Below are 20,188 nucleotides of genomic sequence, written 5' to 3' on the forward strand. Positions count from 1 at the left end.
TTGACGCCCGCCGCCAAATTAAGTATCGTTAACCAAGAATGGTTGGACGGGAGGAATATGAGTGGAATCAATACAACCGAACAAAGTTCAGGATAAAATCAACCAGTTAGCCAATAAAACGGTATACGTGCATTTGGAAACAACCAATGGTGCGTACGCCAGTCACTTCGATGAGAATGCCTATAACGTGGGAGCTTTCATCCGTAATGCGGAAGTTTCTTATCAACACGGAAAAATCGTCAGCACAGGCGGCAGCTACCGTGTAGGTCTTAAACTTGATCTCGGATGGGTGTACGCCGAAGGGCTGAGCGATTATGAAATCGATGAAAAAGGCCGTCTTCTGATGGCGGGGCATGACCGTGAAGGCCGCTTGATGGTCGCTTTGGAAATCAGCGAGACCCCATTTTCACACGGAGCGGATCCTGATGAGTAAAGGGCATGTGGTCGTCATTTTCCCACATCCGGATGATGAGTCCTTTGGTGCTTCCGGCACCATCTCTAAATTCAGGGATGAAGGAGTTCCAGTCACATACCTTTGTGGAACACTGGGGGAAATGGGACGGAATATGGGAAGCCCGGTTTTTGCTAACAGAGAGACGTTGTCCACATTCCGCAGACAGGAATTGAAGGAAGCAGCCAGACAACTCGATATAAAAGTGGAGTTTCTCGGCTACCGCGATAAGACACTTGAATTTGAACCGCGTGATCAGGTAGCGTCTCATTTGAAGAAGAGACTGGAAGAGCTGGAGGCGACGGTGGTCATCACCCATTATCCGGGGTACGCGGTCCATCCGGATCATGATGCTCTCGGAGCCGCAGCGGTCGAGGCCGTCAAATCGATGAAAGAGGCCTCGCGCCCGGATGTATGGATGCACGCCATTTCCAACGGCCATGCGGATGTATTAGGGGAACCGGATATCGTTTATGATATCCGCCCTTATTGGGAAAAGAAGCTTGCAGCCATTCAGGCCCACCTTTCCCAGGCGGACGGAATGATGAGTTTGATCGAAAATCATGATCAGGCCGCTGAACAGCTGGAACGATTGAAAACAGAGCGGTTTTACCGCTGGCACTTTTAAGATAGCAGCCATGGATCAGACCTTACGTCCGATCCATGGTTTTTTGTTTTTGAATCTTTTTTTATGGGAACAACGTACATAGATAGGTAAAGGAGAGTGAATATATGCCGGTAAATGAAGAACGTATGAAAATATTGGAGATGATTGAAAAGGGTACGATCAATGCAGAAGAAGGAGCGAAGCTTTTAAGTGCTCTTGAACGTGAAGGAGAGGAACCGCCGGAGAAGAAAAAGTATGGCATTGTGAACTTTCTTGATGACGCGGTGGATAAAATCAAGAACGCCGACTTTGATCTTGCTTTTGGAGAATCGGTGGAGATTAAAGAGGATTCCCTGCTTGATGCCGGAGACTTGAAGGAAGTGGATCTAATGATTGCCAACGGTTCCCTCCATGTCTACTCCTGGGAGGAGGATCAGGTGAAGGCATCCTCCAGAATGAAAGTGTATCAGGCGGCCACAGAGGAAGAGGCGAAGGAACGTGTGTACGGAGATGTTCAATTCGACATCAAATATGGCCTGCTGCGTTTGGCCAGTCCTTCCAAGAAAATCAAAATGCATACAGATCTTTACTTACCGAAACGCTCCTATGAATTTATTAAAGCTCAGCTTCAGAACGGCTCCCTGCACGCGGAAGGCCTGGAAGGAGAGCATTTCCATTTGAAAACCTCCAACGGTCCTGTGAAAGGGGCCCGCCTGAAAGGGAGAAGCTGCAAAATTTATACAGCCAACGGATTGATCAAGCTTGAAGAAGGCGTGTTCGATCAGTTGGAAGCAGATACGATCAACGGGCCGGTGACCCTCGAAGGGACATTCGGTAAAATTGATGGGTCCTCTGTGAGCGGAGGGATCACCGTAGACCATAAAGGAAGCACAGCGCATACCGCCTTTTTGAAAACGACCGCAGGGGCCATTCAGGTCTCTCTTCCTGTGGAACGTAAAATCGACGGGATTCTGAAAACGAAATTCGGTTCCCTTCAGTGCAGCCTTGATAATTATAAAATCCTGAAAGACCGGAAAGACGTAATGAATAAGACGCTGGAATTCGAAGCGTATGAACAATTTGAAGATGTTTATCATATAGAAGCAGAGACGAAGACTGGTTCAGTGAAGATACAGCCCCCTGTCCAGCTTTAAAACAGTGGGAAAATGAGGTGAATGTTATGAAAAACTGGCTGCTGCATATTCTAGTGAATGCTGTTGCCATTATTGCTGTCGGAGCCCTGCTCGACAGTGTCCAGATTGACGGTGTCGGCGGTGCTTTGCTTGCCGCTTTTATCCTTTCGATCCTTAATGCGGTCGTCCGTCCATTTCTTGTCATTTTGACTCTTCCGATTACGATTGTCTCGCTCGGACTGTTCCTGTTTGTGATCAACGCCATCACACTGGCTCTGACCGACTTGTTCCTTGGAAGTACATTCGATATTGATGGATTTGGCATGACCATCCTTGCCGCGGTCATCATTTCTTTCTTGAACCTGGTACTAAACAGTCTTTTGAAAGATATGAAGACATCCTGATGCAGCCGTACGGAGAAATCCGTACGGTTTTTTTATGCGCAGGACGTATTTTATGTCTATACTGATAGGGACCCCTGGTTGATACAGACCTATCCAAGATTTCAGCAAAACATGCTACAATAGGGGACAGTGATTGATGAATGGAGGTTGTTGGAAAGATGAGCAAGGTCCGCACAGAAGATTTACTGGAACAGTTTCAGCTTGAATTAGTAACCGGAAAAGATGGAGTTCACCGTGAAATACATATGAGTGATATTTCCCGCCCCGGTGTAGAAATGACCGGGTATTTCAAGTTTTACCCGAAAGACAGACTGCAGCTTCTCGGGAAGACAGAGCTGTCCTATTTCAATGAACTGACAAAGGAACAGCGTCAGGAGCGGGCGCAAAAGCTCTGCACCGATGTTACCCCGGGGATCGTTATAACGAGGGGTATGGATATTCCGGAAGAGTTGTTTGAAGCCGCTGAAGAAGCTGGCGTCCCGCTGATGATCTCTCCATATAAGACAACGAGAGTCATCAGCCGGCTGACCAATTTCCTGGAGTCCAAGTTTGCCCCGTTTACAGCTATACACGGTGTCCTTGTAGATATTTACGGTATTGGTGTACTGATCACCGGTCAGAGTGGCGTGGGTAAAAGTGAAACAGCGCTTGAACTGGTGAAGCGTGGTCACCGCCTCGTTGCTGATGACAGCGTGGAAATCCGGCAGGAAGATTACGATACGCTGATCGGAAACAGTCCGCCTCTGATTGAACATCTTCTTGAAATCCGGGGTCTCGGTATTATAAATGTGATGACGCTGTTCGGCGCTGGTGCTGTCCGCAGCTTCAAACGCATCACCCTTGTCATCAACCTGGAAATTTGGGATAAGAACAAGCAGTATGACCGCCTGGGCCTCGAGGAAGAGACGATGAAAATTATGGACGTTCATGTGCCGAAAGCGACGATCCCTGTCCGTCCGGGGCGTAACCTTGCCGTCATTATTGAAGTGGCAGCGATGAACTTCCGCCTGAAGCGGATGGGCGTTAATGCCGCAGAAGAGTTTTCCGAGCGGTTAACCAAAGTGATCGATCAGGATCAAACGGGAAAATAAGGAGGAAACAAGATGCAGACATGTGAAGCACAGCCTCTTGATCCCGTCTTTCTTCAGCTGGGTCCACTTTCTGTTTACTGGTATGGCTTGATTATTGCTACAGGAGCCTTTTTAGGATTATGGATTGCGACAAGAGAAACAGAAAGACTGGGATTGAAAAAGGACTATATGGTGGACATTGTGGTCTTCGCCATCCCTGCGGCCATTTTATGTGCCCGCCTTTATTATGTGATTTTTGAATGGGAGCGGTATGCCGGCGGCCCGTTGTGGAAGGTTTTTGCTGTCTGGGAAGGCGGAATCGCCATCCACGGAGCTTTGATCGGTTCGGTGCTGACCGCCTATATTTATACAAAAGTAAAAGGCATCTCCTTCTGGATGATGGCAGATATCGCTGCCCCGAGTATTATTCTTGGTCAGGCGATCGGGCGCTGGGGGAACTTCATGAACCAGGAAGCCCACGGTGGACCTGTCTCACAGGCTTTTTACGAGAATTTCATGCAGTATCTGCCCGCGTTTATCAACCAGCAGATGTGCATTGACGGAACGGTGTATCACCCGACGTTTCTTTATGAATCTGTCTGGAATATCATCGGTTTCGCTCTTCTGCTCGTTCTCCGCCACCGATTCAACCCGCGTCGTGGGGAAGTTTTCTTAAGCTATGTCATATGGTATTCTGTCGGCCGTTTCTTCGTGGAAGGACTGCGTACGGACAGTCTCTACTTGTTCGGAGATATTCGTATGGCTCAATTTATTTCCATTGTCCTGGTGATCGGTAGTGCCGTACTCATGTATTACCGCAGAAAGAGCGGAATGGCAGATAAATATTATAACGGAAAGAAAGTAAAATAAGGGAGCCGATAGCATGAAAGGAACGTGGCTGCGTGGTGGGAAAAAGGGCCTGGATTTAACATGGACACTGGGGAAAGTCATTTTTCCCGTAACACTGATTGTGACGATTCTCCAGTATACGCCTGTCCTGCCATGGGTGATGGACAAACTGGAACCTCTGATGGGGTGGCTCGGTCTTCCAGGCCAGGCGGCTGTCCCTTTAGTGGTTGGGAATTTTTTGAACCTGTATGCCGGCATCGCTGCGATTCTCTCCTTTGATTTTACGGTGAAAGAAGTATTTATTTTAGCTGTCATGCTGTCGTTCTCCCATAACCTGCTGATTGAATCGACCGTTGCTAAAAAAGTGGGGGTCAGCTGGTGGATCGTTATCGGTGTCCGCCTTACCCTTGCCTTCTTTTCCGCATTTGTCATCCATTTGTTCTGGGACGGGGGAGGGGAACAGGCGAAGTACGGCCTTGCCCCCTCTAATCCTGTGGAACCGGAGGGATGGACGGAAATCATCATCCAGGGGGTGCAGACGGCCGGCATGGGGATTATCCAGCTTGCCTTCATTGTCATCCCATTGATGGTCGTTATGCAGTTTATGAGAGAAAAAGGATGGCTCGACAAATTTTCGGAATGGGTCGCTCCCTGCACCAGGTTTTTAGGTATGGAGCGGAATACATCCATGACGCTGGCCGCCGGCTTGACGATCGGTCTTGCCTACGGCGCCGGTTTGATGATTCAGGCCGTGGAAGAGGACGGTGTATCGAAAAAGGATATGTATCTGGCCGTCATTTTCCTTGTCGCCTGTCATGCTGTTGTCGAAGATACGCTCGTATTCATTCCACTCGGCATCCCTGTCTGGCCGCTTCTCATCATCCGGTTAACGACAGCTGTGCTGTTAACAGCGGCCGTAGGGTTTGTTTGGAACAAATTACAACATAATAGAAAGGATACATCACATGAGCATACGTACCATTCTCTTTGATTTAGACGGCACACTGATTGATACGAATGAACTGATTATCGCATCCTTCACTCACACCATCGCCCAATATGGGGACAGAGACTATACGCGTGAAGAGATCTTGGATTTTATCGGCCCCCCTCTTGTGGAAAGCCTGGCTGAGATCAACCCGGACAAAGTGGAGGAGATGGTGGAAACCTACCGCGAACATAATGTGGAAAACCATGACCGTTATGTGACTGCCTATGAAGGGGTTGTCGAAACGATGCATACCTTGAAGAAGCAGGGATTCCGTCTTGGTGTTGTGACGACAAAGATGAAGAACACCGTTCATATGGGGCTGGAACTCACGAATCTGGACGGCTTGTTTGAAACGGTTGTCACTCTTGATGATGTGACCAATGCCAAACCTCACCCGGAGCCGATCGTGCGGGCGCTTCAAGAACTGGATACGCCGGCATCAGAAGCTCTCATGGTCGGTGATAATACCCACGATATTGAAGCAGGAAAAAATGCCGGAACGAAAACAGCCGGGGTTGTGTGGACTGTCAAGGGCAGAAATGTACTGGACGAATTAAGTCCGGATTACATGCTGGATAACATGCGTGACCTGCTGCAGATTACCGGGAGATAATCGATGAGAAAGACAGACCGCTATCCCGTCGAGGGTGCGAATTCCCTGTGGCATATTTATAAAACCGTGCCGTTTTTTAAAGTCGTAAAAAATTTCATCGTTATTCAGATGGCACGTTACACCCCTTTTCTCGGAATGAAAAATTGGCTGTACCGCACGTTTTTGAACATGAAGGTGGGTGACCAGACAGCCTTTGCCTTGATGGTCATGGTTGATATTATGTTTCCCGAAAAGATCAAAGTTGGGTATAATACGGTAATTGGGTACAATACAACCATCCTAGCTCATGAATATTTGATCGATGAATACCGGCTGGGTGAGGTGATCATCGGAGATGAAGTTCTGATCGGAGCCAATACGACAATCCTCCCGGGAATCACGATTGGGGACAGGGCGGTCGTATCGGCCGGAACGTTGGTGAATAAAGATGTTCCACCCGGCAGTTTTGTCGGGGGAAACCCGATGAAGGTCATTTATACGAAAGAGCAGATGGCTCAGCGGGAGGCGGAAGAATGAGTTTTACACAGACGGTTTTACCGGCAGTAAAGAAAATCAAGGATTTTGAAACCCTGCTGGAATCGGATACGGAGTATATCATCCTTCTTGAAAGCCGTCTCGGACTGCTTCGAAAGCTCGTCCGTCTCGGGCAGAAGGCGGGGAAAAAAGTCCTCGTCCACGTGGATTTGATCCAAGGCTTGAAAGCGGATGATTACGGTATGGAATACCTCGGTCAGGAAGTGAAACCCGACGGAGTGATTTCAACAAGAGGACATGTCATTCATCAGGCGAAAAAATACAATATCCTATCTGTGCAGCGGTTGTTTCTGATTGACAGTCAGGCCATTGAGCATAATGTGAAGCTCATTCAAAGAACGGAGCCTGATTACGTCGAAGTTTTGCCTGGTGTCCTGCCGGGAATGATAAAAGAGATTAAAGAGCGGATCGGGGTACCTGTCATCGCTGGAGGACTCGTCCGTACGGAAGAAGACGTAGAGCAGGCACTGGCCTCCGGGGCTTCTGCCGTTTCTACTTCTCGTACCGACTTATGGAAGTTTTCCAAATAGATGATCCAGACGCCCTTTGTAAAAAAGGAGCCTGAAAACGCACAGAGATTAGAAGAGACGCTAATAGTTGTGCGTTTTTGGCAGGGATCCGCTGAAGATCGGAAAGGAGCGGGCACATGACGGAATTTATGGGTGAACTGATCGGTACGATGATCTTAATCATTTTTGGAGGCGGTGTCATAGCCGGAGCGAACTTGAAAGCTACAAAAGCGGAAGGGAACTGGGTGCTTATTACAATTGCCTGGGGCCTTGCTGTTGCCATGGGCGTGTACGCGGTTGGAAGCGTTACAGGCGCTCATATCAATCCGGCAGTAACACTTGGGTTTGCTGTTGTCGGAGATTTCCCGTGGGCGAAAGTCCCACTATATATCACCGCGCAGATGATGGGGGCTTTTATCGGAGCAGCCATCGTGTTTTTCCATTACCTGCCTCATTTCAAAGATACGGAGGATCAGCTGGCTATCAAATCCATCTTTTGTACGGATCCGGCCATACGCAGTCCTATTTCCAATCTGGTAAGTGAAATGATCGGTACTTTTGTACTCGTGATGGGGTTATTATTTATTGGGGCCAATGATTTCACAGACGGCTTGAATCCGTTGATCGTCGGCTTGTTGATTGTGGCCATCGGGATGTCCCTTGGTTCTACAACCGGTTATGCGATCAACCCTGCGAGGGACCTTGGGCCGAGAGTGGCGCATGCGGTTCTTCCTATCCCCGGTAAGGGAGGATCTGATTGGGGGTACTCCTGGATTCCTGTGGCCGGCCCGGCTATCGGCGGAATGTATGGCGGATTATTTTATCAAGCCATTTTCCAGGCGGAGTATACCATATGGTTTTGGATAGGATCCGCGGTTGTTGCCGCTGTCCTTCTCAGTTCCATGAACATAGAATTAAAAAAAGTGAAACAAGCATAAAGGGAGAGATTTACCATGGGAAACTATATTTTATCAATTGATCAGGGTACAACGAGCTCGCGGGCCATCCTGTTCAACCGCGATGGAGAAATTGTTGAAACCGCACAGAAGGAATTTCAACAATACTTTCCAAAAAGAGGATGGGTGGAGCATGATGCCAATGAAATCTGGACATCTGTGCTTGCCTGTATTTCCGATGTGCTCCGCCTTGCGGATGTAGACGCCGGGGACATTGCTGGAATCGGTATCACAAACCAGCGGGAAACGACCGTCGTGTGGGATAAACATACAGGAAAACCGATCTACAAAGCCGTCGTCTGGCAGTCCAGACAGACGCAGGGCATTTGTAACGAATTGAAGGAGAAGGGACTGGAAGATACCTTCCGTGAAAAGACAGGTCTTCTCCTTGATCCTTACTTCGCAGGAACGAAAGTGAAATGGATTTTGGACAATGTGGACGGAGCAAGAGAAAAAGCCGAAAACGGGGACCTGCTGTTCGGAACGATCGATACGTGGCTCGTATATAAGCTGTCCGGCCAGAAGGCCCATGTTACGGATTATTCCAACGCTTCCCGTACGCTTATGTACAACATTTATGATTTGGAATGGGACAAGGAGCTCCTGGAACTGCTGAACGTTCCAGAAAGCATGCTTCCTGAAGTGAAAGAGTCCTCTGATGTCTATGCTCATACCATTGATTATCATTTCTACGGAAAAGAAGTACCGATCGCAGGGATTGCCGGGGACCAGCATGCGGCTCTGTTCGGACAGGCCTGCTTTGAAAAAGGAATGGCTAAAAATACTTATGGCACCGGTGGGTTCATGTTAATGAATACCGGGGAAGAACCTGTCAAGTCCAATCACGGTCTGCTTACAACACTGGCCTGGGGGCTGGATGGTAAAGTCGAATATGCTCTGGAAGGCAGTATCTTCGTTTCTGGTTCAGCCATCCAGTGGCTCCGTGACGGTCTGCAGATGATCGAATCTTCTCCTCAAAGTGAAGAGGTTGCAGGAGAAGTGAATTCTGCTGACGGTGTGTATGTGGTGCCGGCCTTTGTTGGTCTTGGAACACCGTATTGGGACAGTGAAGCGCGCGGAGCTGTCTTCGGTCTGACACGGGGAACAACCAAAGCCCACTTTGTAAGAGCAACGCTCGACTCGCTGGCCTATCAAACGAAAGATGTGGTCAATGCTATGGTGGAAGACTCCGGTCTTGAATTGAAAACGCTCCGGGTGGACGGCGGTGCTGTGAAAAATAATATGCTGATGCAGTTCCAGAGTGACCTGCTTGATGTGAACGTGGAACGTCCGGAAATCAATGAAACGACAGCGCTTGGAGCTGCCTACCTTGCCGGTCTTGCAGTTGGTTTCTGGGAAGACCGCCGTGAAATCGAAAATCAATGGAAGGTGGAGCGTGAATTCCAGCCAAGTATGGAGGAAAAGAAAACGCAGACACTATATAAAGGATGGCAGAAAGCTGTGGAAGCTACCCGGGTCTTCAAGCCTGAAGAATAAATCTTTGACACGTGTCCGCTCTCTGATATAATAAAAGTACAAGTTGATGGACACGGTCGGAGACGCGGAGAGACCACGAAGCTTTATGCACAGCATAAGGAGTTTCGTGGTCTCTTTTTTTATGCCACAGTGTCTAAAGAACATTCCCACACATAACTTTCGACATTTTCGGGAATATCCGTACCAGACCATTAAATGAAGACAACGGAAGAAGGAGAGATCGATATGCAATCATTTTCAAGCTTGGAAAGACAACGTCAATTTGAACGCTTGACTCAGGAAGAGTGGGACGTACTCGTCATCGGGGGAGGAATTACCGGCTCTGGAATCGCACTGGATGCGGCCAGCCGCGGCATGAAAACAGCGGTTGTTGAAATGCAGGACTATGCAGCCGGAACATCCAGCCGCTCCACGAAGCTCGTACACGGCGGCCTGCGTTACTTGAAGCAGTTTGAAGTTAAAATGGTGGCAGAAGTAGGAAAAGAGCGGGAGATCGTATATGAAAACGGCCCGCACGTAACCACTCCAGAATGGATGCTGCTTCCATTCCACCAGGGCGGAAACTTCGGCCCGTTCTCTACGAACATCGGCCTGCGCGTCTATGATTATCTTGCTGGTGTTAAGAAATCCGAACGCCGCTCCATGATGAGTGCGGAAGAAGCCCTTAAGCGTGAACCTCTCATTAAACAGGACGGCTTAAAAGGTGCTGGGTATTACGTAGAGTACAAGACAGATGATGCCCGTCTGACTCTTGAAGTCATGAAAAAAGCAGTCGAATATGGTGCCAACTCTTCCAACTACTCCAAAGTCGTGGACTTTATCTATAGTGATGAAGGCAGAATCGTTGGAGCAGTAGTGGAGGATTTAATCACAGGAGAACAGTATAACGTGAAAGCGAAGAAAATCATCAATGCGGGCGGTCCATGGGTGGATGAGCTTCGTGAAATCGATGGCTCCAAGAAAGGGAAAACCCTGCAGCTGACCAAAGGTGTTCACCTTGTATTCGATCAGTCTGTATTCCCGCTGAAACAGGCGATTTACTTCGACAGTCCGGACGGTCGTATGATTTTCGCTATCCCGAGAAACGGTAAAACGTATATCGGTACAACGGATACGGTGTACGATCAGGATATTTCCCACCCGACGATGACGGAAGAAGACCGCGATTATATTATCAAAGCAATGAACTATATGTTCCCGACCGTCAAAGCGACGAAAGAAGATGTGGAATCCAGCTGGGCCGGCCTTCGTCCTCTTATTCATGAGGAAGGCAAAGATCCATCTGAGATTTCCCGTAAAGATGAAATTTTTGTTTCTGATTCCGGTCTGATTTCCATGGCTGGTGGGAAGCTGACAGGTTACCGTAAGATGGCTGTGACTGCCGTGGATCTTGTCCGCGATCAGTTGATGGAAGAAACCGGCGTCCGCTATTCTGATTCCGAGACGAAGCGCATGGCTATTTCCGGAGGAGAAGTTGGCGGTTCTAAAGGATTCAAGCAGTTCAAGGAAGAACGCTTGAAAATCGCTGAATCCATTGGTATCGATAAAGAGGAAGCAGATAAACTGATCCAGCTTTATGGTGCCAACGTGGATAAAGTGTTCAATAACTTCCAAAACCGTAAGCAGGAAGCGGAGAACGAAGGCATCGATCCAATCGTCTTTGCTCAGCTTGCTTACGCGCTTGAAGAGGAAATGACCTTCAAACCGGTGGACTTCTTCGTCCGTCGTACCGCGGCCCTGTTCTTCAACATCCAATGGGTACGCGATCATAAGGACAGCGTTATTGACTACATGGCTGAATCCTTAAACTATACAGATGAGCAGAAGAAAGAATATACCGAGCAGCTTGATCAGCTTCTAAAAGAAGCCGTTACGCCTATTGAATATGTATAAGTAATCAAACCCGTCCTCTCCGGAGGACGGGTTTTCAAGTTCTCGGGGAAATCGGTGCTGCGAATTTATCAACCGACAAATGCACGGCCTCGGAATGGCCTTATTTTCATAAGCTAACAAGCAAACGGATTCTATGGTACATTCTCCGCCAAATGTCACGCAGGATTTTTCCATTGGATTCAAAAATCTTCCTGTATTGTTTGATAGATGGGGAGGAGGATGCATACTCCTTTCTTCTTCCTGTCCTCTTATAAGACCAGTTTTTTCTGAAACTTTTTCCTTGTTTGCTGCGTAGAACATAGAAAAGGGGGAAAAGGTATGATGGACATTCGGTCATTGATATTGAAAGATGCGGGAAGACAGTTGATCACGGGTGGGGTTCTGCTGGTTTTGGGTATGTTCTTTCTTTTTTCCATCCTATTATACCAGGAGGCATCCTTTATCCTTTCTCTTTTTTACTTCCCCTTGTTCTTTGTAACGGGAGCAGGATTGTTTGCAACGGGTATACAGGATTTCAAAAAATTACGGCATACGACAATCCAGACTGCGGAGTTCGGTCCTGAATACACTTATCCCCTTTTTCCGAAGCGCATGTACCTTGGGCAGCAGGATATTAGAAATGATCAAGCTGGTCTTTATGATATGAATGGGGAACGATATGCACGGGCGGAGGAAGAACACCATTGGAAGTATAAACCGGCCGCTGTCATTTCAAGCTGGCTTTCTTTTCCTTCTATTAAATCAGGTTCTTTTGTTTGTAAAGATGATTATGATGCGTCCCAGTACCGCCTTGAGAAAAAGGGCGGCTTCCAATGGCGCGGTTATATTCAGAACGAAGCCGGCAGGTATACGGCTTATACGAAAGAGTGGAAAGGGACGGATGGAAAGCGGATCATCGGTTTTATTGAAGGACCTAACCTCCGGTGGCAGCTTAAAGGAGACCGTTACCTCGGCTGGTACAAGGTGACAGATGAAAACGGCAGGATCTGGGCGGAGATTAAGCAGGGAGCTATTCCGACCGAAGCGGCCGACCGTTTCGGGAACATGCCGGGTTTTATCATAGAATGGTCTGTAAGGGAGCAGGTTCCTTCCTCCCTTGTTGCTTTTCTATTTTTATTTCAATACGGGAATTATTAAACACCAGCCAACGCTGGTGTTTTTAATTTCCAAAATTTTATAGTTGAAGGTGACGTTAACGTAAATGGTATAGTGTAATTGTTGGAAAATTCATTCAATGAGAGGCGCTGCAGATGAGAGACGGACTGTCGATTAAGGATGTAGCTGAGACGTTTGATGTAACGAAGCGGACGATCCGGTATTACGAAGAGATCGGCTTAATCAGGCCGGAACGGAACCTCCAGGGACGGAGGGTCTTCTCCACGGGGGACCTCACAAGAATCCGACTCATATTCCGTGGCAAAAAGTATGGCTTTCATCTGGAAGAAATCAAGGAAATGATCGAACTATTTGATCAAGACCCTTCCGGAGTGAGCCAGTTGGAAAGGACCATGTCTTACGGGAGGGAAAAGATGGAGGAAGTGGACATCAGGATCCGTGAATTATCGGAATTAAAGAAGGAAATGGACACTTGGATGGCAAGGTTTGAGCAGGAATTGAGGGAGCGGAGAGGAGAATCGCTGTGAATGTATCAGAAATGCTGGCTTATCAGGCAAGAAAATACCCGGATAAAGATGGATTGATTTCACCCGATCGACGGTTGAGCTATAAGGAATGGGATGAACAGGTGAATCAGTTGGCCCGCGCCTTTATGAGACTTGGTGTAGAACGGGGGGATAAAATTGTCATTCACATGCCGAACACAATCGAGTTTATCGTGAGCTACTTTGCAGCTCACCGGGCGGGAGCGGTGGTCGTTCCCATTCATGCCCGGCTGATAGAGAAGGAAGTTTCCTATATTTATGATCACAGTGATGCAGTCGTCCTGCTTGCACATGAACAGACGTGGCCACAAGTCAAAGGGCTTGCAGAAGACAAAATGGGAACCTTTATTAAAACCGGGGTGTCCCGGGGGAACTGGCTCTCCTACTCCGCTCTCCTGGCTCAGGAAGAGGGGGTGGAAGTCGTGAATGATGCTTCTGAAGAGGAGGAGGCTTCCATTTTGTATACGTCAGGAACAACCGGGACGCCAAAAGGAGTAGTATTTACGCACAAAAACATAGTAAGCGTTTCCATTATGATGGCCATCGAAATGGAGATGAAAGCTTCGAGCCGGATTCTTCATATGATGCCACTCAGCCATTCCGCTCCGCTTCACTTGTTTTTAACCGCAGGTACCTATGTCGGAGCTGCTCATGTTACAGCCCCATCATTTACGCCTGATCTTTTGCTGGAACTCGTATCCAGAGAGAAAACGACGCATTTCTTCGGGGCGCCTGTCGCCTATTTAATGACAGCGAGACATCCGGATGTTGCTGATACAGACATGAGCTGGATGAAACACTGGGTTTATGGAGGGGCGCCGCTTTCCCGTACGGAGGTGGATTTCATACAAGAACAGTTGGACACAGAGAGCCTGTACTGTGTATATGGATTAACAGAAGCCGGTCCCAACGGTACTCTTCTGCTTCCGTCAGAGCATGAAAGAAAAGCAGGCAGTATCGGACAGCGTGCGGCTCTCAACTGTGAAATGAAAATCGCCCGTGACGATGGGCAGGAAACCGAAGCGGGAGAGGTGGGCGAAATCTGTCTGCGGGGAGATGGGGTTATGAAAGCCTACTACAAAGACCCGGAGCTCACCAGAAAAGTCATTCAGGACGGATGGTTGAAAACCGGTGATCTCGCAGTGCGGGATGAGGAGGGGTATGTGTGGGTGGTCGATCGTAAGAAAGATATGATCATCTCGGGAGGTGTCAATATCTATCCGCGGGAAATTGAAACCATCCTCTTACAGCATCCCCTCATTGAGGATGCGGCGGTGACGGGCGTCCCTCATCCCGACTGGGGTGAAACGGTGAAGGCTTTTATCGTTTCGCACGGGAGGATCGATGAATTGGAAGAGGAATGCCGGGGGTTTCTTGAAGACCACTTGGCAGGGTATAAAATCCCGCGGTTGTATGAAGAAGTGCAGGAGCTGCCCCGGAATGCCACAGGCAAGCTGTTGAAGCACAAGCTTCGAGAAGAAAATCAACAGGTTCAGGGGGACCGGTCATGAATTTTTTTGTAAATGACGAAAATCTTCAGCATGTACTAAAGCAATCCTGGAATGAACCTTTTCAGGAATGGGCCTTCCCTAAGCTGGAAAATTACGGCGCGTTGTGTGCTCACGACATTGATGAGCGCGCGGCGTACACGGACAGAGATGGGCAGCCTGTTTTGATTAAGTATGACAAGATGGGGCGGGACATTTCCTATGTGCGTCTCAACGAAGGGTACTTGAAGACTGTTCAGGATACCTACAACACGGGTATTGTGGGTTTTGTTCATAAACAGATTCCGGAACTGGGTGTGCCGGGGGATTACACGTATTCCTTTGCACTCGGTTACCTGCTCTCCCAGGCAGAGCCCGGCTTTTATTGTCCGGTCACCCTTACAATGGCTACTGCCTATTTAATCGATCATTACGCTGATGACCAATTGAAAGCTGAGTATCTGCCTCACGTCCTATCCACAGGAGAGGTGGACCTTTTTGAAGGAGCGACTTTCTTAACCGAGCGCCAGGGAGGGTCGGATGTTGGGGCGAATGAAGTCAAGGCCGTGAAGGAGGGGGACGTCTACCACCTTTATGGAGAAAAGTATTTTGCCAGTAATGCCGGTGCCTGTGGCGTCGCTATGGTTCTGGCCAGGATGGAAGGTGCACCGAAGGGCACGAAAGGATTGAGTCTGTTTCTCGTGCCCTGGCGGGGCGGGGATGGACAGTTGAACGGCATTCAAATCCGCCGTTTGAAAGACAAACTCGGAGTCCGGGCTGTTCCATCAGCCGAGGTGGAATTTGCAGGAGCCGAGGCTTACTTAGTAGGAGAGGCGGATAGAGGGTTTTATTACATGATGGAAGCCTTGAACCTTTCCCGGATATGCAATGCTGTGGCTTCGATTGGAATTATGCGCCGCTCAGTCACCGAATCCCTTGCCTATGCGAAAGAACGGGAGGCGTTCGGGGGCAGGCTGATTGACTACCCGATGATTCAGGACACCCTTTCCACTATGACAGTGAAACAGGAAGTAGAAACGCGGGCGGTGTTTCACATGATCCGTGCCTTTGACCGCATGGTTCATGCTCCAGAACACCGTCCGGAAGAAGCGGTGCTGAACCGGCTTCGGATTGCTGTATTAAAAAAGGAATCAGCAGAACAGGCGGTTCACTTTGCCCAGGAAGCCATTGAACTTCATGGAGGCAATGGATATATCGAAGATTTTGTCACTCCACGGCTGCTCCGCGACGCCCAGGTGCTTACAGTCTGGGAGGGGACGGCGAACATCCTCGGCCTTGAGGTTCTCCGGCTGTTCCATAAGTATCAGGCCCACCAGCTGTTTTACGACGAGCTTAAAGCACGAATGGATGTCTTGGTAGAAGATGAGGATGTCCGGGCGGTCGACGGATACTTGGAAGATTTTCATGAAGAAGCCATCCGGATGATGCAGATGAAGGAACGGGAGCAGACCCTTTACAGCAAACGCCTCGCCAAAAGGATGGCTCTGCTCTATGAAGGGGTCACCGCGCTGGAGATGAAAAGAGAAGGCGGACGCACAGAAAAGGCCGCCGGCTTGTATCTCCATCTGCATTTTCACCGCGAATCAAACGTGGAACATCCATTGGTCCTTCAGTATGCAGATGATCTGTTATACCGGACGGCCGTCAAACCTTAAACAGACAGTCCCCTCTTACAGGGGGCTGTTTTTCGTTGGGCGGCTGAACCGGTTTTTTTCAAAAGATTCTGTTATGATAGGGAAGAATGTATTCGGGTAGGAATTCTTGTTTGACGCGCAATCTTTATCATGTTAGCATATTAGCAAGCTAAAGGATTTAATGAAAGGATGGGTTCCATTGGTCAAACGTCTGATGTTTGAAAAACCTTTGGGAATGCGGGACACGCTTCCCTTTTTTTATAAACAAAAATCAAAAGCAAGAAGAAATTTATCGGAAACGATCCTATCTTACGGCTATTCGTTTATGGATACGCCGATTATGGAATATCACGATACCGTCGGTCAGGTGAGTGCCACACTTGATCAGCAGCTGTTCAAGCTGCTGGACCAGCAGGGGCATACCCTTGTGCTCCGTCCGGATTTGACGGCTCCCATTGCGCGTGTGGCAGCTTCTCAGCTGAAAAACAGCGAGTTCCCTCTCCGTCTGGCCTATGACGGTCCGGTCTTCCGTGCTCAGCAGGCAGAAGGAGGAAAGCCTGCTCAGTTTGAACAAGTGGGAACAGAACTCATTGGCGATCATTCTTCCTATGGAGACGCAGAAGTAATTGCTCTTCTTGTTGAATCCTTAAAGCAGACGGGGCTGGACGACTTTGTCATTACGGTCGGACACATCGGGTACGTCAAAGCCTTTTTCAACGATCTGCTTGGAGATGATCAGGAAACGATTGATGAGCTGCTGAACTACCTTTACCGAAAAAATTATGTCGGCTATAAAGAAGCCGTCAAATCCCTGGATGCCCAGGCGGATAAAAAACAATCCCTTCTCCAGCTGCTCACGCTGAAAGGCGGAGAAGAAATCTTTGAATACAGCCGCTCGCTTGCTCGCAATCAGTCCTGCATGCAGGCAGTGAATGAATTAAAACAGCTCCACAAGCTTCTGGAGCAGTACGGGGTGCAGCAGTACATTCAGTTTGATTTGAATCTGATCAGTCATATGGATTATTACACCGGGGTCCTGTTTGAAGGCTATGCCCCTCACCTGGGAGCGATGCTCTGCAATGGCGGGCGCTACGATACTCTCCTGCCTTCTTTCCAGCTCAATGCATCGGCAACAGGGTTCGCCATTCATTTGGAGCGTTTAGTGGAAGCCTTGGATGACCAGGAGGACGAAGATGAGCGCATGGCTGTCATTGTGGACGATGACTCACACAGCCGCGGCATTGAAGAAGCGAAGAAATACCGACGGGAAGGGTACGCGGTTCTGCTGCAGCACGTGGATCAGATCCCTGATATCCGAGCTTTCCAGCAGGAGCTTTCCAAAACGGTTGATTTAACGAAAAAAGGAGGGAAATCAGAATGAGTAAGCCTTTGACAATTGCCATGCCGAAAGGACGAATCTATAAAGAAGCAGCGGCTCTTATGGAAAAGGCCGGCTATGAACTTGGAGCCGACCTCGATGATTCCCGTAAATTGATCCTTGAGTTTCCGGACCAGAACATCCGGGTCATGATGGCTAAACCGATGGATGTTGTCACGTATGTAGAATACGGAGCGGCTGATATCGGCATTGCCGGTAAGGACGTCCTTTTGGAACAGGACCGGGATGTCTATGAAGTGCTGGACTTGAAAATCAGCCCATGCTACGTAGCGGTTGCCGGTCTTCCGGATCAGCCGCTGAGCCGGATTGCACCTAAAATTGCAACCAAATATCCGAAGGTCGCCTCCGATTATTTCCGTGAACAGGGGGAGCAGATTGAAATCATTCCCTTGAATGGATCGATTGAGCTTGCGCCATTAATCGGACTTGCGGATCGTATTGTCGATATCGTATCCACCGGACGGACATTGAAGGAAAACGGCCTTGTCGAGTATGAAAAGATTGCCGATATTACTTCGCGTCTGATCGTGAACCCTGTCAGCTACCGGCTGAAAAGTACAGAGATTGAACAGATGGTTACCAATTTAAGTGAAGTGATGGAGGGCATCCGGACATGAGAATCATCAATAGAACGGACCTGCCTTCGTTAAAGCGCAGTGTTGACCAGGGGACAGAAGAGCAGCGGAAATCTGTCCAAAACATTATTGCCCGCGTGAAACAAGAGGGAGACAAGGCTGTACATGCCTTTACAGAACAGTTCGACAGAGTCACGCTTGAGAAAATGAAAGTGACAAAAGAAGAGTTTGAACAAGCCTATGAATCCGTCGATGGAGAGTTTATCAGCATCCTGGAAGAAGCGGCGGCTAACATCCGCTCCTTCCATGAGAAACAAAAAACCTCCTCATGGTTCGATACGAATCCAGATGGAACGCTGCTCGGGCAGAAGATTACACCGATCGATGCTGCCGGCGTTTACGTGCCGGGGGGAACAGCAGCTTATCCATCTTCAGTATTCATGAACGTCATTCCTGCTCAAGCAGCCGGCGTGGAAAAGATCGTCATGGTAACCCCGCCCGGGAGAGACGGGCAGGTGCCTGCCGGTGTGCTGCTTGCAGCCCACATCCTCGGCGTGGAACATGTGTATAAAGTGGGGGGAGCCCAGGCGGTTGCCGCTCTTGCCTATGGTACGGAAACGATTCCGGCTGTCGATAAAATCACAGGACCGGGGAATGTTTTTGTAGCCCTTGCCAAGCGGGAGGTGTTCGGGGATGTCGATATCGATATGATTGCCGGACCGAGTGAAATCGCAGTGCTCGCTGATGAGACAGCGAAAGCAGAAGAAATTGCTGCTGATCTGTTGTCCCAGGCGGAACACGACGCCCGCTCCTCCAGTGTCCTTGTAACGACAAGCTCGAGACTTGCAGAGGACGTCAAAGAAGCGGTGCTGGAACAGGTAGAGAAGCTTCCACGGAAAGAAATTGCAGGAAAGAGCGTCGAAGACTACGGGATGATCGTTTTGTGCAGGGATCATGAAGAAGCGGTTGCGGCCGTCAATGAAATGGCGCCGGAGCACCTTGAAGTGATGACCGCATCGCCTTTTGATGACCTCGGGAAGATTAAGCATGCGGGAGCGATCTTCCTCGGTCCCTACAGCAGTGAGCCGGTGGGGGATTATTTCGCTGGACCGAACCATGTCCTCCCGACCAACGGGACAGCCCGTTTTTCCAGCCCGCTGAATGTCGATGATTTTGTGAAAAAATCGAGTATCATTTCCTACAGTGAACAGGCCTTGAAGACGAATGCAGACAAAATTGCCCGCTTCGCCAGACTGGAAGGCCTTGAAGGCCACGCCCGGGCCGTCGAAATCAGAAAGGAGCGCTGGACATGACAGAACAACGCAATGCCAGCATTGAACGAAAAACAAGAGAAACAGATATCAGCCTCGATTTCACGATCGACGGACAAGGGAAGGCGGATTTGGACGTACAGGTTCCCTTTCTTTCCCACATGCTGGAGCTGTTCACTAAGCACGGCCTCTTTGATCTGACGGTCAGAGGTTATGGAGATGTGGAGGTGGACGACCACCATTTAACCGAGGATATCGGCATCTGCCTCGGCCAGACGCTGCGGGAGGCGGTAGGCGATAAATTCGGAATGAAACGCTATGGATCGATGACTCTTCCGATGGATGAAACGCTCGTCACGGTAGCCGTTGACTTAAGTGACCGCCCTCATCTGGAATGGCGTGCAGAACTTCCCAAAGACCGGGTAGGGACCTTTGATACCGAAAATGTCCATGAATTTTTCTGGAAGCTTGCGGTAGAAGCAAGAATGAATCTGCATATCGTCCTTCACCACGGACACAATACCCACCACATTATTGAAGCCATGTTCAAAGCCTTGGCACGTGCGCTGGATGAAGCTACACAGATTGATCCACGGGTACAGGGAGTGCCGAGTACGAAGGGGAGTTTGTAAA

Annotated in this window: 21 protein-coding genes; all 21 read left to right on the plus strand. The window is 49.0% G+C overall.

Features of this window, described 5'->3' with window-relative positions:
- Positions 1-61: 61 nt before the first annotated feature.
- Positions 62-433, plus strand: a complete 372-nt coding sequence (locus ACXAJH_RS11575; protein ID WP_027956289.1) for a YojF family protein — start codon at positions 62-64, stop codon at positions 431-433.
- A complete protein-coding gene (bshB2, locus tag ACXAJH_RS11580) occupies positions 426-1,079 on the plus strand; it encodes a bacillithiol biosynthesis deacetylase BshB2 (protein WP_474971061.1) in 654 nt (217 codons plus the stop codon). Before ACXAJH_RS11575 ends, bshB2 begins: the two co-directional genes overlap by 8 nt.
- 104 nt (positions 1,080-1,183) lie before the next feature.
- Positions 1,184-2,212, plus strand: coding sequence for a DUF4097 family beta strand repeat-containing protein (locus ACXAJH_RS11585; protein WP_474969399.1), 1,029 nt, complete (start codon positions 1,184-1,186; stop codon positions 2,210-2,212).
- Positions 2,213-2,238: 26 nt separating this feature from the next.
- Positions 2,239-2,595 (plus strand): phage holin family protein, encoded by a 357-nt coding sequence (locus ACXAJH_RS11590; RefSeq protein ID WP_474969398.1) that lies wholly within the window; start codon positions 2,239-2,241, stop codon positions 2,593-2,595.
- 158 nt (positions 2,596-2,753) lie between these two features.
- Positions 2,754-3,686, plus strand: coding sequence for an HPr(Ser) kinase/phosphatase (gene hprK / locus ACXAJH_RS11595; RefSeq protein WP_474969397.1), 933 nt, complete (start codon positions 2,754-2,756; stop codon positions 3,684-3,686).
- Positions 3,687-3,698: 12 nt separating this feature from the next.
- Positions 3,699-4,535 carry a prolipoprotein diacylglyceryl transferase gene (gene lgt / locus ACXAJH_RS11600; RefSeq protein ID WP_474969396.1) on the plus strand — a complete coding sequence of 279 codons (837 nt, stop codon included), beginning with the start codon at positions 3,699-3,701 and terminating at the stop codon, positions 4,533-4,535.
- Between the two features lie 13 nt (positions 4,536-4,548).
- On the plus strand, positions 4,549-5,505 hold the full coding sequence (locus ACXAJH_RS11605; protein ID WP_474989688.1) for a nucleoside recognition domain-containing protein: 957 nt from the start codon (positions 4,549-4,551) through the stop codon (positions 5,503-5,505).
- A complete protein-coding gene (gene ppaX, locus ACXAJH_RS11610) occupies positions 5,480-6,118 on the plus strand; it encodes a pyrophosphatase PpaX (protein WP_474969394.1) in 639 nt (212 codons plus the stop codon). Before ACXAJH_RS11605 ends, ppaX begins: the two co-directional genes overlap by 26 nt.
- A 3-nt stretch (positions 6,119-6,121) precedes the next feature.
- On the plus strand, positions 6,122-6,634 hold the full coding sequence (locus tag ACXAJH_RS11615; RefSeq protein WP_474969393.1) for an acyltransferase: 513 nt from the start codon (positions 6,122-6,124) through the stop codon (positions 6,632-6,634).
- Entirely contained in the window at positions 6,631-7,182 is a 552-nt protein-coding gene (locus tag ACXAJH_RS11620; RefSeq protein ID WP_474969392.1) for a glycerol-3-phosphate responsive antiterminator, read from the plus strand. Before ACXAJH_RS11615 ends, ACXAJH_RS11620 begins: the two co-directional genes overlap by 4 nt.
- 116 nt (positions 7,183-7,298) lie before the next feature.
- Positions 7,299-8,099: an MIP/aquaporin family protein gene (locus tag ACXAJH_RS11625; protein ID WP_474969391.1), complete on the plus strand. Its 801-nt coding sequence runs from the start codon at positions 7,299-7,301 to the stop codon at positions 8,097-8,099.
- Positions 8,100-8,114: 15 nt separating this feature from the next.
- The gene (glpK, locus tag ACXAJH_RS11630; RefSeq protein ID WP_474969390.1) at positions 8,115-9,614 is read left to right on the plus strand and encodes a glycerol kinase GlpK; all 1,500 of its coding nucleotides are present in this window, start codon (positions 8,115-8,117) and stop codon (positions 9,612-9,614) included.
- A gap of 225 nt (positions 9,615-9,839) precedes the next feature.
- Complete coding sequence (locus tag ACXAJH_RS11635) at positions 9,840-11,507, plus strand: glycerol-3-phosphate dehydrogenase/oxidase (protein ID WP_474970432.1); 1,668 nt, start codon at positions 9,840-9,842, stop codon at positions 11,505-11,507.
- Between the two features lie 318 nt (positions 11,508-11,825).
- On the plus strand, positions 11,826-12,644 hold the full coding sequence (locus ACXAJH_RS11640; RefSeq protein ID WP_474971064.1) for a hypothetical protein: 819 nt from the start codon (positions 11,826-11,828) through the stop codon (positions 12,642-12,644).
- 113 nt (positions 12,645-12,757) lie between these two features.
- The gene (locus ACXAJH_RS11645) at positions 12,758-13,150 is read left to right on the plus strand and encodes a MerR family transcriptional regulator (protein ID WP_474994050.1); all 393 of its coding nucleotides are present in this window, start codon (positions 12,758-12,760) and stop codon (positions 13,148-13,150) included.
- On the plus strand, positions 13,147-14,679 hold the full coding sequence (locus ACXAJH_RS11650; RefSeq protein WP_474994052.1) for a class I adenylate-forming enzyme family protein: 1,533 nt from the start codon (positions 13,147-13,149) through the stop codon (positions 14,677-14,679). The genes ACXAJH_RS11645 and ACXAJH_RS11650 overlap by 4 nt, the downstream gene beginning before the upstream one ends.
- Positions 14,676-16,331 (plus strand): acyl-CoA dehydrogenase family protein, encoded by a 1,656-nt coding sequence (locus tag ACXAJH_RS11655; RefSeq protein ID WP_474969386.1) that lies wholly within the window; start codon positions 14,676-14,678, stop codon positions 16,329-16,331. Before ACXAJH_RS11650 ends, ACXAJH_RS11655 begins: the two co-directional genes overlap by 4 nt.
- A 178-nt stretch (positions 16,332-16,509) precedes the next feature.
- Positions 16,510-17,691, plus strand: a complete 1,182-nt coding sequence (locus ACXAJH_RS11660) for an ATP phosphoribosyltransferase regulatory subunit (RefSeq protein WP_474971066.1) — start codon at positions 16,510-16,512, stop codon at positions 17,689-17,691.
- Positions 17,688-18,326 (plus strand): ATP phosphoribosyltransferase, encoded by a 639-nt coding sequence (gene hisG, locus ACXAJH_RS11665; RefSeq protein ID WP_027956307.1) that lies wholly within the window; start codon positions 17,688-17,690, stop codon positions 18,324-18,326. The genes ACXAJH_RS11660 and hisG overlap by 4 nt, the downstream gene beginning before the upstream one ends.
- Positions 18,323-19,597, plus strand: a complete 1,275-nt coding sequence (gene hisD / locus ACXAJH_RS11670) for a histidinol dehydrogenase (RefSeq protein ID WP_474994054.1) — start codon at positions 18,323-18,325, stop codon at positions 19,595-19,597. Before hisG ends, hisD begins: the two co-directional genes overlap by 4 nt.
- Positions 19,594-20,187: an imidazoleglycerol-phosphate dehydratase HisB gene (gene hisB, locus ACXAJH_RS11675; protein ID WP_474969383.1), complete on the plus strand. Its 594-nt coding sequence runs from the start codon at positions 19,594-19,596 to the stop codon at positions 20,185-20,187. Before hisD ends, hisB begins: the two co-directional genes overlap by 4 nt.
- Position 20,188 lies beyond the last annotated feature (1 nt).

It is taken from the genome of Halobacillus sp. ABD4_316 (genome assembly GCF_056161385.1).